The following is a 15,193-nucleotide window of genomic DNA, read 5'->3' on the forward strand; positions in this document are numbered from 1 at the left end:
ACCACGCCACTGTAGACGTTGCCCATACCCCGACCTTCGCGGGGGTGGGGTCGTGTTGGGAGGGGCCGTACACAAGCTCGATCGAGAGCTCGATTGAGCACTCGGATGAGCCGCTCCGTATTCAGTTGCCGAATGCGATCTGCCCAGTCGGGAGGCGGATCCCCTGTAGGCCCGGCAGTCTGGAATGACTCGAAAAATTGCACGTACTTACAGGGGTAGGCTCGACAGCGGCCGGTGGGCGTCCAGTGCGCCGGCATTCGACATGCGTGACATGTGGAGAGGAGCCCTGACTCAGGGTGAGCACCAAGCCGACCACCACAGACCTCGAGTGGACCGAGTTGGACCAGCGGGCCGTGGACACCGCCCGCGTCCTGGCCGCCGACGCCGTACAGAAGGTCGGCAACGGCCATCCGGGTACGGCGATGAGCCTGGCGCCCGCCGCCTACACCCTCTTCCAGAAGGTGATGCGGCACGACCCGGCCGACCCGGACTGGGTTGCCCGCGACCGCTTCGTGCTGTCCGCCGGCCACTCGTCCCTGACCCTCTACACGCAGCTCTACCTGGCCGGCTTCGGCCTGGAGCTGGACGACCTCAAGGCCTTCCGCACCTGGGGCTCGAAGACCCCGGGCCACCCCGAGTACGGCCACACCAAGGGTGTCGAGACGACGACCGGCCCGCTGGGCCAGGGTGTCGCCAACGCCGTGGGCATGGCGATGGCCGCCCGCTACGAGCGCGGTCTGTTCGACCCGGACGCCCCGCAGGGCGAGTCCCCCTTCGACCACTTCGTCTTCGCGATCGCCGGTGACGGCTGCCTCCAGGAGGGCATCTCCGCCGAGGCGTCCTCGCTGGCCGGCCACCAGAAGCTCGGCAATCTGATCCTGCTGTGGGACGACAACCACATCTCGATCGAGGGCGACACCGAGACGGCCGTCTCCGAGGACACCGTCAAGCGGTACGAGGCCTACGGCTGGCACGTCCAGCGCATCGCCCCGAAGCCCGACGGCGACCTGGACCCGCACGCCATCTACAACGCGATCGAGGCCGCGAAGCAGGTGACGGACAAGCCGTCCTTCATCGCGATGCGCTCGATCATCGCCTGGCCCGCCCCCAACGCACAGAACACCGAGGCCGCGCACGGCTCGGCGCTCGGCGACGACGAGGTGGCCGCCACCAAGCGCGTCCTCGGCTTCGACCCGGAGCAGTCCTTCGAGGTCTCCGACGACGTCATCAAGCACACCCGCCAGGCGCTGGAGCGGGGCCGCGAGGCGAAGGCCGAGTGGGAGAAGTCCTTCCAGCTGTGGCGGCAGAACAACCCCGAGCGCGCCGCCGAGTTCGACCGCATCAACGCGGGTGAGCTGCCCGCCGGCTGGGAGGACAAGCTCCCCGTCTTCGAGCCGGGCAAGGGTGTCGCCACGCGTGCCGCCTCCGGCAAGGTGCTGCAGGCACTGGGTGCGGTCATCCCCGAGCTGTGGGGCGGCTCCGCCGACCTCGCCGGGTCGAACAACACGACCATCGACAAGAACAGTTCGTTCCTGCCGGCGGACAACCCGCTGCCGGAGGCGAACCCGTACGGCCGCACGATCCACTACGGCATCCGCGAGCACTCCATGGCCGCGGAGATGAACGGCATCGCGCTGCACGGCCACACCCGTATCTACGGCGGTACGTTCCTGGTCTTCTCCGACTACATGCGCAACGCGGTGCGTCTGTCGGCGCTGATGCACCTGCCGGTGACGTACGTGTGGACGCACGACTCCATCGGTCTCGGTGAGGACGGCCCGACGCACCAGCCGATCGAGCACCTCGCGTCCCTGCGGGCCATCCCGGGCCTGAACGTGGTCCGCCCGGCCGACGCCAACGAGACCGCCATCGCCTGGCGCGAGATCCTCAAGCGGTACACCAAGGAGTTCGGCAAGGGCGCCCCGCACGGCCTGGCGCTGACCCGTCAGGGCGTGCCGACGTACGAGCCCAACGAGGACGCGGCCAAGGGCGGTTACGTCCTGTTCGAGGCCGAGGGCGGCGACGCACAGGTCATCCTGATCGCCACCGGTTCCGAGGTGCACATCGCCGTCGAGGCGCGCGAGCAGCTGCAGGCCGACGGCGTGCCGACGCGGGTCGTGTCCATGCCGTCCGTGGAGTGGTTCGAGGAGCAGGACCAGGGGTACCGGGACAGCGTCCTGCCGCCGCAGGTGAAGGCGCGGGTCGCGGTCGAGGCGGGCATCGGTCTCACCTGGCACAAGTACGTCGGGGACGCCGGTCGCATCGTTTCCCTGGAGCACTTCGGTGCTTCCGCCGACGGCAAGGTGCTCTTCCAGGAGTTCGGCTTCACTGCCGAGAACGTGGCCGCCAAGGCCCGGGAATCCCTCACCGCCGCTCAGCGCTGACGCCCATATACGACACGTAGGAGATGTAATTCCATGACAGACGCACTCAAGCGCCTCTCCGAAGAAGGCGTCGCGATCTGGCTGGACGACCTGTCGCGCAAGCGGATCACGTCCGGCAACCTCGCCGAACTGGTCGACCAGCAGCACGTCGTGGGCGTCACCACCAACCCGACGATCTTCCAGAAGGCGATCTCGTCGGGCGACGGTTACGAGCAGCAGCTCGCGGACCTCGCCGCCCGCAAGGTCACCGTCGAAGAGGCCGTCCGCATGATCACCACGGCGGACGTCCGGGACGCCGCCGACATCCTGCGCCCGGTCTTCGACGCCACCGACGGCCAGGACGGCCGCGTGTCGATCGAGGTCGACCCGCGTCTGGCGCACAACACCAGGGCGACGGTCGCCGAGGCCAAGCAGCTGGCGTGGCTCGTCGACCGCCCGAACACGCTCATCAAGATCCCGGCCACCAAGGCGGGTCTGCCGGCGATCACCGAGGTCATCGGCCTCGGCATCAGCGTCAACGTGACGCTGATCTTCTCGCTGGAGCGCTACCGCGAGGTCATGGACGCCTACCTCTTGGGCCTGGAGAAGGCCAAGGAGCGCGGCCTGGACCTCTCGCAGATCCGTTCCGTGGCGTCCTTCTTCGTGTCCCGTGTGGACACCGAGATCGACAAGCGGCTCGACGAGCTGGGCACCGACGAGGCCAAGGCGCTGCGCGGCAAGGCCGCCGTCGCCAACGCGCGGCTCGCCTACCAGGCGTACGAGGAGGTCTTCTCCTCGGACCGGTGGAGCAAGCTGGAGAACGCCGGCGCCCGCAAGCAGCGTCCGCTGTGGGCCTCCACCGGTGTGAAGGACCCGGCGTACAAGCCGACCCTCTACGTCGACGACCTGGTGGCGCCGAACACGGTCAACACCATGCCTGAGGCCACCCTGCACGCCACGGAGGAGAGCGGCTCGATCACCGGCAACACCGTCGCCGGTACGTACGAGCAGGCCCGCGCCGACATCGACGCCGTCGAGAAGCTCGGGATCTCGTACGACGACGTGGTGCAGCTCCTCGAGGACGAGGGCGTCGAGAAGTTCGAGGCGTCCTGGAACGACCTGCTCAAGTCGACCGAGGCGGAGCTGGAGCGCCTCGCCCCCGCGGAGGGCTGAAACCTTGGCTCCTCTTTCCGGTTCCGGAGCGAACCCGCTCCGTGACCCCGCCGACCGACGGCTCCCGCGTATCGCGGGGCCGTCGGGCCTGGTCATCTTCGGCGTCACGGGCGATCTGTCACGGAAGAAGCTCATGCCCGCCGTGTACGACCTCGCCAACAGGGGTCTGCTGCCGCCGGGCTTCTCCCTCGTCGGCTTCGCGCGCCGCGAGTGGCAGCACGAGGACTTCGCGGCCGAGGTGCACGACGCCGTCAAGGAGCACGCCCGTACGCCGTTCCGTGAGGAGGTCTGGCAGCAGCTCATCCAGGGGATGCGCTTCGTCCAGGGCACCTTCGACGACGACGACGCGTTCGAGCGGCTGCGCGGCACCATCGAGGAGCTGGACAAGGCTCAGGGCACGGGCGGCAACTTCGCCTTCTATCTGTCGGTGCCGCCGCGCTCCTTCCCGGTCGTGATCCAGCAGCTGAAGAAGCACGGCCTGGCCGACCAGACCGGCGGCTCCTGGCGCCGCGCGGTCATCGAGAAGCCCTTCGGCCACGACCTGAAGTCGGCCGAGGAGCTCAACAAGGTCGTCCACGAGGTCTTCGCCCCGGACCAGGTCTTCCGCATCGACCACTACCTGGGCAAGGAGACCGTCCAGAACATCCTGGCGCTGCGCTTCGCCAACACGATGTTCGAGCCGATCTGGAACCGGTCCTTCGTGGACCATGTGCAGATCACGATGGCCGAGGACATCGGCATCGGCGGCCGCGCCGGCTACTACGACGGCATCGGCGCCGCCCGTGACGTCATCCAGAACCACCTCCTCCAGCTCATGGCGCTCACGGCCATGGAGGAGCCCGCCTCCTTCGACGCGGACGCGCTGGCCGCCGAGAAGACCAAGGTGCTCGGCGCGGTACGGCTGCCGAAGGACCTGGGCCGGGACACCGTGCGCGGTCAGTACGCGGCGGGCTGGCAGGGCGGCGAGAAGGCGGTCGGGTACCTCCAGGAGGAGGGCATCGACGCCAAGTCGAAGACGGACACGTACGCGGCCATCAAGCTGGAGGTGGACAACCGCCGTTGGGCGGGCGTGCCGTTCTACCTGCGCACCGGCAAGCGGCTGGGCCGCCGGGTCACCGAGATCGCGGTCGTCTTCCAGCGGGCCCCGCACTCCCCCTTCGACCACACGGCGACGGAGGAACTCGGCAAGAACGCGATCGTCATCCGCGTCCAGCCGGACGAGGGCGTGACGGTCCGCTTCGGCTCCAAGGTGCCGGGCACCTCCATGGAGATCCGGGACGTGTCAATGGACTTCGCCTACGGCGAGTCCTTCACCGAGTCCTCCCCGGAGGCGTACGAGCGTCTGATCCTGGACGTCCTGCTCGGCGACTCGAACCTCTTCCCGCGCACCGAGGAGGTCGAGCTGTCCTGGAAGATCCTCGACCCGATCGAGCAGTACTGGGACCAGAACGGCAGGCCCGCCCAGTACCCGTCCGGCACCTGGGGGCCCGTCGAGGCGGACGAAATGCTCGAGCGAGACGGACGGAGCTGGCGCCGGCCATGAAGATAGACCTCACGGACACCACGGCCAGCAAGATCAACAAGGCGCTGGTGCAGGGCCGCCGTGCCATCGGCACACCGGCCGTCGGCATGGTGCTCACGCTGGTCATCGTGACGGACGAGGAGAACGCGTACGACGCGCTGAAGGCCGCGAACGACGCCTCGCACGAGCACCCCTCGCGCACCCTCGTGGTCATCAAGCGCGTCTCGCGCTCGCCCCGCGACCGTACGCAGTCCCGGCTGGACGCCGAGGTGCGGGTGGGCGCGGACGCGGGGACGGGTGAGACGGTCGTGCTCCGCCTCTACGGCGAGGTCGCGGACCACGCCCAGTCCGTCGTCCTGCCCCTGCTGCTGCCGGACGCCCCGGTGGTGGTCTGGTGGCCGGTGAACGCGCCCCTCGACCCGGCGAACGACCCGCTGGGCGCGCTGGCCCAGCGCCGGGTGACGGACACGTACGCCGCGGAGCAGCCGGTACGGGAGCTGACGGCCCGCGCCGACACGTACACCCCCGGCGACACCGACCTGTCCTGGACCCGCATCACGCCCTGGCGCTCGATGCTGGCCGCCGCGCTCGACCAGGTCACCTGCGAGGTGGAGGCCGTCGAGGTGGAGGGCGAGGAGTTCAACCCGAGCTGCGAGCTGCTGGCGATGTGGCTGGCGGACCGGCTGGACGTGCCGGTGAAGCGGTCGCTGTCGAACGGGCCCGGTCTGACGGCGGTCCGCATGGCGACCGACACCGGCCAGATAGTCCTGGACCGGGCGGACGGCTCGCTGGCGACCCTGTCCATCCAGGGCCAGCCGGACCGTGCGGTGGCGCTGAAGCGGCGTGAGACGGCGGAGCTGATCGCGGAGGAGCTGCGGCGGCTGGATCCGGACGACACCTATGCGTCGGCGCTGCGGTTCGGGGTGGACCGGCTGAACCCTTCGGTACCGGAACCGCCGGCCAAAGGAGAACCGATCGCGGCCGAAGCCCCCGTCGAAACCCCTGTCGAAGAGGCTGCGAAAGCTCCCGCGCAGGACGCGGCGGCGGAGGCACCGGTGAAGGACGAGCCGAAGAAGGCGGCGGCGAAGTGAGTACTCCGCAGCTGGTCGTGCACCACGACAAGGAGCTGATGGCGCAGGCCGCCGCGGCCCGCCTCATCACGAAGATCGTGGACGCACAGGCCTCCCGGGGCTATGCGTCCGTGGTCCTCACCGGCGGCCGCAACGGCAACGGCCTGCTGGCCGCCCTCGCCGCCGCGCCGGCCCGGGACGCGATCGACTGGGGCCGGCTGGACCTGTGGTGGGGCGACGAGCGGTTCCTGCCGGAAGGCGATCCGGACCGCAATGTCACCCAGGCCCGCGAGGCCCTGCTGGACTCCGTCCCGCTGGATCCGAAGCGGGTGCACGCCATGCCGGCCTCGGACGGTCCGTACGGGACCGATGTCGAGGCGGCGGCGGAGGGCTACGCGCAGGAGCTGGCCCGGGCGGCCGGCCCCGAGAACCACGGTGCCGTACCGACCTTCGACGTCCTGATGCTGGGCGTGGGCCCGGACACGCATGTGGCGTCGCTGTTCCCGGAGCTGCCCGCGGTGCGGGAGACGGAGCGGACGGTGGTGGGCGTCCATGGCGCGCCGAAGCCGCCGCCGACGCGGGTGACCCTGACCCTCCCGGCCATCCGCGCGGCGCGTGAGGTCTGGCTGCTGGCGGCCGGCGAGGACAAGGCGCAGGCGGCGGCGATCGCCCTGTCGGGCGCGGGCGAGGTACAGGCCCCGGCCGCGGGCGCCCGCGGCCGCTCCCGCACCCTGTGGCTCCTGGACGCGGCGGCGGCCTCGCAACTGCCCCGGTCGCTGTATCCCCCGGCTTCACCCTGAGGGGTTTTCGCCCCCGCCGCCCCTTCCCATTCCCGACCCTGGGGGCTGCGCCCCCAGACCCCCGCTTTCGGCCTGAACGGCCTCGTCCTCAAACGCCGGACGGGCTGAAAGATCAAGCCTCGGCCGGCGAGAAATCAGCCTCTCCGGCGTTTGAGGAGCGGGGGTCCGGGGGCCGGCCCCCGGGTCGGGACGGGAAGGGGCGGCGGGGGCGAAGAAAGCTCACTTCACGGACCCTGCCATAACCCCCTGCACAAAGTGCTTCTGGAACGCGAAGAACACCACCACCGGCACCACCAGCGACACGAACGCCCCCGGCGCCAGCACATCGATGTTGCTCCCGAACTGCCGTATCTGCGACTGAAGCTGCACAGTCAACGGCTGCGAGGAACTGTCCGCGAACAACAGCGCCACCAGCATGTCGTTCCACACCCACAGAAACTGGAAGATCGCCAGCGAGGCGATCGCAGGCCGCCCCACCGGCAGCACCAGCCGCGTGAAGATCCGCCACTCGCTGCCGCCGTCCATACGGGCAGCCTCCAGCATCTCCTTCGGCATCTCGGCGAAGTAGTTCCTCAGCAGGAACACCGCGAACGGCAGACCGTACGCCACATGGAACAGCACGACCCCCGGAATCGTCCCGAACAGCCCCAGCCGGCCGAAGAGTTTGGCCACCGGCAGCAGACCGATCTGCACCGGCACCACCAACAGGGCCACCACGACCAGGAAGACGGCCTCCCGGCCGGGGAAGTCCAGCCAGGCGAAGGCATATCCGGCCAGCGCCGCCAGCACCACGACCAGCACGGTCGCCGGCACGGAGATCAGCACCGTGTTCCAGAAGGCCTGCGTCATCCCGGAGTTCTTCAGCAGCGCCGAGTAGTTGTCGAAGGACAGCTGCCCCGGGCTGCTGAACACCGTCCACCAGCCGCTGCTCGCCGAGTCCTGCGAGGTCCGCAACGAGGACAGGAACAACCCCGCGAGCGGCGTCAGCCACACCAGGCCGATCACCACCAGGAACGCCTGCACAAGCCCGTTGCCCAGGCCACGCCGGACCACGTTCATCGCGTTCATCGCTGACTCCTCCGGAAGCGGCGGACGTTGAAGACCATGGCGGGGACCACGAGCAGCAGGAGCAGCACACCCAGCGCACTGCCGAGGCCCTGGTTGTTGCCGCCGCCGAAGGACACCAGCCACATCTGGGTGGCGAGCACGGTCGCGTCCTCCTGCACCGGTCCGGGCGCGATGATGTAGACGAGGTCGAAGACCTTCATCACGTTGATCACGAGGGTCACGAAGACGACGGTGAGCACCGGCGCCAGCAGCGGCACCGTGATCCGCCGGAAGATCTGCCACTCGTTCGCGCCGTCCATCCGCGCCGCCTCCAGCGCATCGCGCGGCAGCGTCGCGAGACCGGCCCCGATCAGCACCATCGCGAACCCGGTCCAGATCCACAGATACGCCCCGATGATGGCCGGAGTGACGAGCATCGGTCCGAGCCACGAGACGCCCTGGTACGGCTGCGCGAAGTTCGACGCCGGCAACTTCACCGCGTACGAGCCGGACTTCAGCCCTTCGAAGCGGAAGGAGCCGTCAGCCGCCGTCGTCGTGCTTCCGGCCGTCGTCCCGTCGTCGGCCACCGCCTCGACCTTCATCTCCGGCAGCCCGCTCTCCCGCGGGTCGACCCGGCCCTGCTTCCCGCCCCCGCCGGGGGTGAAGTCCAGGTAGACGACCCCGCGCAGCTCGTCGGCCGCGGCCTTGCGGTGCGCGGCGCCGTACGCGGGCTCGGCACCGCCCGGCAGGTCCTTCGGCGCGACGCCCACCAGCCCGAGCGCCACCGACTGCCCTGGCGACACGCTCCCGCTCGTCCGGTACGAGCCGTCCGGCCCCGCCTTCAGGCCCTGGCCCACGCGGGCCCGCGCGGTCGGATACTCCGAGGTGCCCTTGAAGGCGTCGTGCACCGAGACCACGGCCGCGTTCAGCACGCCCTTGTTCGGGTCCTCGTCGTAGGCGAGCCGGAAGATGATGCCCGCCGCCAGGAAGGACACCGCCATCGGCATGAACAGCAGCAGCTTGAAGGCCGTCGCCCAGCGGACCTTCTCCACCAGTACGGCGAGGATCAGGCCGAGCCCGGTCAGCAGCGCGGGCGCCACGACGACCCAGATGGCCGTGTTCCGTACGGCTTTGAGGGTCGCCGGGTCCCTGAACATCTCGGTGTAGTTCTCGCCGCCCACGAAGCGCGTCCCGGACGCGTCGAAGAAGCTGCGGCCGATCGAGAAGAGCACGGGGTACACGACGAGCGCACCCAGCAGGAGCAGCGCAGGGAAGACGAAGAGCAGGGCGATGAGCCGGGCCCGGCGGCGGGAGCGCCGGGCCCGTTCGGCGCCCGCGACCGGGGGCGGACTTGTCTCTTTCACCAGAGTCGCGGTCATGGCGCGTCAGCCCTTGTAGGCCTTGGCCGCCGCGGCCTCCAGCTGTGCCGCGGTGCCCTTCGGGTTCGACGGGTCGCTCAGGAAGTCCTGGAGCAGCTTCCACTCGCCCGCGCCCTTGGTGCCGCCGAACGCCGCCGGTGCCTGGTCCGACATGTCGAAGCGGACCGAATCCCCGGCCGAGACAAGGGACTTGGCGGTGGCGCGGGTGACGTCGTCACCGTAGGAGTCGAGGGACAGCTTCTTGTTCGGGGACAGGAAGCCGCCGGCCTTCGCCCATACGGCGGCGGCCTCCGGGGTCGCCAGGTACTCCAGGAGCTTCATTCCGGCCGTGGCGTTCTTGCCGTCCTTGAGGACGACGGCCGCGTCGCCGCCGCTGACCACCGGGGCCTTGCCGCCGTCGACGGCGGGGAAGGGGAAGAAGTTCGCGTCCGTGCCGATGGTCTTGCCGAACTGGTCGTGGGCGACCCCGGCGACGAAGTCGCCCTCGTAGACCATGCCTGCCTCGGGCTTGGGCCCGAACACCTTCTCCACCGAGCCCGGGAAGTCGGTGTTGAGGGCCTCCTTCTGGCCGCCCGCTATCAGCTGCTTGTCCTTGAACAGCTTGCCGAGGGTGCCGAGCGCCTTGACCACCGAGGCGTCGGTCCACTTCAGCTTGTGGGCGGCCAGCGCGTCGTACTTCTCGGGGCCGGCCTGGGAGAGGTAGATGTTCTCGAACCAGTCGGTGAGGGTCCAGCCGTCCTGCCCGGCGACCGAGAAGGCGGCAAGGCCCGAGTCGGAGACGGTGTGTCCGGCCTTCAGCATCTCGTCGTAGGTCTTCGGCGGCTTGACGCCCGCCTGGGTGAGGGCCTCGGGGCTGTACCAGACCGTCGACTTGTGGGCGGCCTTGAAGTAGAGGCCGTACAGGGTGCCGTCGACACTGCCGTACTTCTTCCACACCGGGGCGTAGCCCGTGTCCACGGCCTTCTGGGTGGTGGCGGACAGGGGCTTGAGCCAGCCCTTCTTGGCGAACTGCTGCAACACCCCGACCTGCGGGACCATCACCACGTCGGGTGCGTTACCGCCTTCGATCTTGCTGCCGACGACGGTGGAGACGTTGTCGCCGGTGGAGATGAACTGGGTCTTGGCGCCGGTCTTCGCGCTGAAGGCGTCCAGGACCTTCTGGAAGTTCTTCTGCTCGCTGCCGGTCCAGACGCCGGCCACGGTGACCGTCTGCCCGCTGAGCGCCTTGTCGCCGCCGCCCGCGGAGACCGGTCCGCCGCCTCCGCAGGCGGTGGCGCCGAGGGAGAGGGCGAGGGCGGTGCAGCTCGCGAGCAGGGTCGTGCGTCGTCGCATCATCGTTGATGTCCCTTCAAGGGGTGGGAAACTGACGAACAATCAGGGGGAATGGGCCGTGGTGGTCAGAGGTCGCTGATCCACCAGGCCGCCGTCGAACCGGGCAGCACCCCGGCCGTGCAGGGGCCGCTGGAGAGCAGCGGGGTGCCGGAGACCGGCGCGGGCATGGGCGCCGTACCGAAGTTGACGGCGCAGACCAGGCCGTCGCCGCGGGTGAAGGCGAGGACGCCCGGCGGGGTCTCCAGCCAGTCGAGCGTTCCCTCGCCCAACTGGGGCAGTGCGGCCCGCAGTTGGAGCCCGTCGCGGTACAGGTGCCAGAAGGAGCGGGTGTCGGCGAGGGCGCGGTCGGTGGCGTACTCGGCGAAGTAGGAGGGCTGCGGCAGCCACGGCCGCGCGCTTTCGGCACCGGAGGTGAAGCCGAAGGGTGAGGCCTGTCCGGACCACGGCAGCGGTACCCGGCAGCCGTCGCGGATGCGGGCGCGGCTTCCGGTGCGGCGGAAGATCGGGTCGGTGAGCACGTCGTCGGGCAGGTCGACGACCTCGGGCAGGCCCAGTTCCTCGCCCTGGTAGATGTACGCGGCTCCCGGCAGCGCCAGCATCAGCAGCGCGGCGGCGCGGGCGCGGGCGGTGCCCAGGCCGCTGCCCTCCGGAGCGGGTTCTCCGTAGCGGGTGACGGTGCGGACCTGGTCGTGGTTGTTGAGGACCCAGGTGACCGTGGAGCCCGTGCCGGCTATGTCCTGCATGGCCTCGGTGATGACCTTGCGGAAGGCGTCGGCGTTCCAGGGGGCGCTGAGCAGGTCGAAGAAGAAGGCCTGGTGGAGTTCGTCGGGGCGGACGTACTGCGCGTGTTCGCGTGCGGTCGGCACCGACACCTCGCCGACCAGCAGCCGCTCGCGGCCGTCGCGCGCCGTGTACTCCTCGCACACCGCCCGCCAGTGCCGCCACACGTCGTGCACCTCGGGCTGGTTCCAGGCGAGCGGGTTGACGGAGTCGCGGGTGCGGGCGTCGGCCTCGGGGTCGTCGGAGTCGGGCAGTTCGGGGTGCTTGTAGAGGCCGGCGGCGACGTCGATGCGGAAGCCGTCGATGCCCCGGTCGAGCCAGAAGCGCAGGATCCGGTCGAACTCGGCGCCGGTGGCGGGGTTGCGCCAGTTCCAGTCGGGCTGCTCGGGGGCGAACATGTGCAGGTACCACTGGCCGGGGCGGCCGTCGGGCTCGGTCACCCGGGTCCAGGCGGGGCCGCCGAACATGGAGTGCCAGTTGTTGGGGGGCTGCGAGCCGTCGGCGCCGCGGCCGTCGGCGAAGTGGAAGCGGGCGCGGGCCGCGCTGCCGGGTTCCGAGGCGAGCGCCTCCTGGAACCACGGGTGCTCGCTGGAGCAGTGGTTGGGCACGACGTCCAGCAGCACCTTGACGCCGAGCTTCCGGGCCGCCGCCATCAGCAGGTCGAACTCGGCCAGGTCGCCGAAGAGCGGGTCGACGTCGCAGTAGTCGGCCACGTCGTAGCCGTGGTCGTGCTGCGGGGACGGATAGAAGGGGCTCAGCCAGATCCCGTCGACGCCCAGCTTCTTCAGGTACGGCAGTCCGGCGCGGACCCCGGCCAGATCGCCGATGCCGTCTCCGGTGCTGTCCAGGAAGCTGCGGACGTACACCTGGTAGATCACCGCGTCACGCCACCAGCGGTACTTACTCAACATGCATGCATGTTAGGTAGGCGTGTCGTGAGGGTGTCAATGAAAGAAACAGAAGCTACTGGTGAGTTGGCATGGCAAAAGCGGACCTAAAGGGGCATCCTGAGCCCAGATGAGACTTCCGCGTTACCCAACAAGTAACTAGCGGGTGGAGACAGCCGCCAGCTCCCGCGCCAGCCTCTGCACCGCCGCCGCAGGCGTCTCGTGCCCGGTCATCGCGTCGTGCACGACCGCCTGCACCACCAGGCTGACCTGGTCGTAGCGCGGGCTCTTGGGGCGCGGCGCGGCATGCAGGACGCTCGTGCGCAGGGTCGGCAGATACGGGAACCGCCGGATCAGCTCGGGATCCTCGTACAGCGCGGCCCGTACGGGCGGCAGCGCGCCGCGGGTGAGGACCTGGCGCTGGACGGGCTCGCTGGTGAGATAGGCGAGCAGGCGCGCGGCGGAGTCGGGGTGCTGTGTATGCGTGTTGACGGCCAGGTTGGAGCCGCCGAGGACGCTCCTGCCGGGCCCGTCCGGGCCGGGCAGCGGTACGGCGCCGACCTTGCCGGCGACCGGGGAGCCCTTCGCCGAGGCGCCGACGTAGGCGTAGGGCCAGTTGCGCAGGAAGAGCAGACGTCCGTCCTGGAAGGCCTGTTTGGACTCTTCTTCCTTGTAGGTGAGCGCCTTCTTCGGGATCCAGCCCTCGCGCACGCCCCGGGCGAGGAAGCCGATGCCCTCCCGGGCGGCTGCCGAGTCGACGGTGACGCGCGCGCCCTCGTCGCCGAGGATGCTGCCGCCCGCGGAGTAGACGGCCTCGGCGGCGTTGACGGTGAGGCCCTCGTACGGGAGGAACTGCCCCGCGTAGCCGTCGAGTCCGTACTTGGGCGCGATGGTCTTCGCGTCGTACTCCAGCTCGGCCCAGGTGCGCGGCGGCGGGACGCCCTCCTTGGCGAGGATGTCCTTGCGGTAGAGGAGCAGTCCGGCGTTGGTGACGTACGGGACGGCGTACAGATGGTTGTCGTAGGTCGCCGTGTCGACGACCGGCTTCAGGAAGCCCTTCATGGGGAAGCGGTCGGGGGGCAGCGGCCGTATCCAGCCCGCCGCCGCGAACTCCGAGGTCCAGCTGACGTCGATGTTGAGCACGTCGAACCGGCTGCGGTCCCCGCCGCGCAGGTCGGTGACCATCTGCGCATGGGTCTCGTCGGCGGAGTCCGGAAGCTCGACGAGGTGGACCTTCTCACCGGGGTGGGTGCGGTTCCAGCCCTGGAGGAGGGGGTCGAGGTAGTTGGTGAGGTCTCCGGCGGTGGCGAGCGTCAACGGCCCGCGGCCGCTCGCGGCACCCTCCTCGGCGTGTGCGCCCGAGGCGACGTACCCGGTCATGACCACGACGAGAACAAGGAGGCCCCTACCGGCGGCATGGATCCACCGCATAGGTTCCTCCCTGTACACCGGCGCCGGGCATCTTCGCCCGGAGTCAGAGGCCATGTATACCTGTTAGGTATGCGCGATACTAGGGCCTGGAGCACATTCCGAGGACAGGAGGACAGCACGAGTGCGCCTGCCCCTCCTGGCACTCCTGGCACGCGGCCCGGCCCACGGCTACGAGCTCAAGCAGGACCTTGAGCAACTGCTGGGCTCCGCGTACCCTCAGCCGAACGTCGGCCAGATCTACGTAACCCTCGGCCGCCTCGAGAAGCAAGGTCTGATCGAGGGCGAGGACGTCGAGCAGTCGAGCCGGCCCAACAAAAAGGTCTACCACCTCACGGACACCGGGCGGGAGGCGCTGCGCGCCTGGTTCGAGGAGCCCGAGGACGAGCCGCGGGTGCGGGACGAGTTCTTCATGAAGCTGGCGCTCGCTCCGCAGACGGGTCTCGCCGAGCAGATCGCCCTGATCAACAAGCAGCGGCGCCAGTACCTCAACACCATGCGCGACCTGTCCAAACTGGCCGCCGCCGAAGACCGCGACAACCGCATCGCCCATCTGCTGATCGAGGGCGCGATGCTGCACCTGCAGGCCGACCTCGACTGGCTGGAACGGTGCCAGGAAGAGCTGGAGGAGCTGGAGTGAGCGACAGTCCCGCTCCTGTGCTGCACGCAGAAGGCCTGGTCAAGACGCACTACGGCGAGGGCGCGCCGGCGCATGCCGTACGCGGGGTGGACCTGTGCGTCCGGCAGGGCGAGTTCGTGGCCGTCACCGGTCCGTCCGGGGCCGGCAAGTCGACCTTGCTGCATCTGCTGGGCGGGCTGCAGCGGCCGGACGGCGGCAGCATCCGGCTGGACGGTGAGCGCACGGACGCATGGAGCGAGGCGCGCTGGGCCGTGGAGCGCAGGAAGCGGATCGGGATCGTCTTCCAGTTCTTCAACCTGGTCTCCAATCTGTCGGTCGCCGACAACGTGGAGCTGCCGGCGCTGCTAGCCGGGGTCACGCCGAAGCAGGCGCGGGCCGAGCGGGAGCAGCTGCTCGGCGAACTGGGGTTGGGCGGCAAGGAGCGGAGCATGCCGGGCGAGCTGTCCGGCGGCGAGCAGCAGCGGGTCGCGCTGGCCCGCGCCCTGGTCAACCACCCGCCCCTCCTGCTGGCCGACGAACCCGCCGGCAGCCTGGACAGCAAGGGCACCCGTGAGGTGATGCGGCTGCTGTCCCGCTTCCACCAGCGCGGCCAGACGATCGTGCTGGTCACCCATGACGCCCGGCTGGCGAGCGCCGCGGACCGTGTGATCAGTTTCTTCGACGGCCGGATCGCCGACGACGCGGAGCTGGACGGCACCGGGGCGTCCCGCCGGGGCGGCATATCCGGAGTGCTGGAGCTCAGGGACTGACATGCGGGTGTACGACGATCCCC

12 protein-coding genes are annotated in these 15,193 nt (G+C 69.7%); 7 read left to right on the plus strand and 5 right to left on the minus strand.

The features are described 5' to 3' along the window. The first annotated feature begins 296 nt into the window (after positions 1 to 296). From tkt to pgl, 5 genes are read left to right on the plus strand one after another with little or no spacing between them, the layout of a single operon-like run. Positions 297 to 2,384: a transketolase gene (gene tkt / locus ACFY1E_RS34695; RefSeq protein WP_389083159.1), complete on the plus strand. Its 2,088-nt coding sequence runs from the start codon at positions 297 to 299 to the stop codon at positions 2,382 to 2,384. A gap of 33 nt (positions 2,385 to 2,417) precedes the next feature. Further along, on the plus strand, positions 2,418 to 3,536 hold the full coding sequence (gene tal, locus ACFY1E_RS34700; protein WP_389083161.1) for a transaldolase: 1,119 nt from the start codon (positions 2,418 to 2,420) through the stop codon (positions 3,534 to 3,536). Positions 3,537 to 3,540: 4 nt separating this feature from the next. Further along, on the plus strand, positions 3,541 to 5,079 hold the full coding sequence (gene zwf, locus ACFY1E_RS34705) for a glucose-6-phosphate dehydrogenase (RefSeq protein ID WP_389083164.1): 1,539 nt from the start codon (positions 3,541 to 3,543) through the stop codon (positions 5,077 to 5,079). After that, the gene (opcA, locus tag ACFY1E_RS34710; RefSeq protein WP_389083167.1) at positions 5,076 to 6,149 is read left to right on the plus strand and encodes a glucose-6-phosphate dehydrogenase assembly protein OpcA; all 1,074 of its coding nucleotides are present in this window, start codon (positions 5,076 to 5,078) and stop codon (positions 6,147 to 6,149) included. The genes zwf and opcA overlap by 4 nt, the downstream gene beginning before the upstream one ends. After that, positions 6,146 to 6,928, plus strand: a complete 783-nt coding sequence (gene pgl, locus ACFY1E_RS34715) for a 6-phosphogluconolactonase (protein WP_389083169.1) — start codon at positions 6,146 to 6,148, stop codon at positions 6,926 to 6,928. The genes opcA and pgl overlap by 4 nt, the downstream gene beginning before the upstream one ends. 219 nt (positions 6,929 to 7,147) lie before the next feature. Here pgl and ACFY1E_RS34720 read toward each other — a convergent pair whose 3' ends face one another. The 5 genes from ACFY1E_RS34720 to ACFY1E_RS34740 all read right to left on the minus strand — a co-directional run bounded on the left by ACFY1E_RS34720 (position 7,148) and on the right by ACFY1E_RS34740 (position 13,784). Beyond that, the gene (locus ACFY1E_RS34720) at positions 7,148 to 7,987 is read right to left on the minus strand and encodes a carbohydrate ABC transporter permease (protein ID WP_389083350.1); all 840 of its coding nucleotides are present in this window, start codon (positions 7,985 to 7,987) and stop codon (positions 7,148 to 7,150) included. Between the two features lie 5 nt (positions 7,988 to 7,992). After that, entirely contained in the window at positions 7,993 to 9,354 is a 1,362-nt protein-coding gene (locus tag ACFY1E_RS34725) for a carbohydrate ABC transporter permease (RefSeq protein ID WP_389083172.1), read from the minus strand. Positions 9,355 to 9,360: 6 nt separating this feature from the next. Further along, positions 9,361 to 10,689: an ABC transporter substrate-binding protein gene (locus tag ACFY1E_RS34730; RefSeq protein WP_389083174.1), complete on the minus strand. Its 1,329-nt coding sequence runs from the start codon at positions 10,687 to 10,689 to the stop codon at positions 9,361 to 9,363. A 62-nt stretch (positions 10,690 to 10,751) separates the two neighbouring features. Beyond that, positions 10,752 to 12,377: a glycoside hydrolase family 13 protein gene (locus ACFY1E_RS34735; protein ID WP_389083177.1), complete on the minus strand. Its 1,626-nt coding sequence runs from the start codon at positions 12,375 to 12,377 to the stop codon at positions 10,752 to 10,754. A 135-nt stretch (positions 12,378 to 12,512) separates the two neighbouring features. Further along, positions 12,513 to 13,784 carry an ABC transporter substrate-binding protein gene (locus ACFY1E_RS34740; RefSeq protein ID WP_389083179.1) on the minus strand — a complete coding sequence of 424 codons (1,272 nt, stop codon included), beginning with the start codon at positions 13,782 to 13,784 and terminating at the stop codon, positions 12,513 to 12,515. A 121-nt stretch (positions 13,785 to 13,905) separates the two neighbouring features. Here ACFY1E_RS34740 and ACFY1E_RS34745 point away from each other — a divergent pair, with 121 nt between their 5' ends. Next, the gene (locus ACFY1E_RS34745) at positions 13,906 to 14,421 is read left to right on the plus strand and encodes a PadR family transcriptional regulator (protein ID WP_030933343.1); all 516 of its coding nucleotides are present in this window, start codon (positions 13,906 to 13,908) and stop codon (positions 14,419 to 14,421) included. After that, entirely contained in the window at positions 14,418 to 15,170 is a 753-nt protein-coding gene (locus ACFY1E_RS34750; protein WP_389083182.1) for an ABC transporter ATP-binding protein, read from the plus strand. Before ACFY1E_RS34745 ends, ACFY1E_RS34750 begins: the two co-directional genes overlap by 4 nt. Positions 15,171 to 15,193 lie beyond the last annotated feature (23 nt).

This window comes from Streptomyces sp. NPDC001604 (genome assembly GCF_042893475.1).
Taxonomy (GTDB): domain Bacteria; phylum Actinomycetota; class Actinomycetes; order Streptomycetales; family Streptomycetaceae; genus Streptomyces.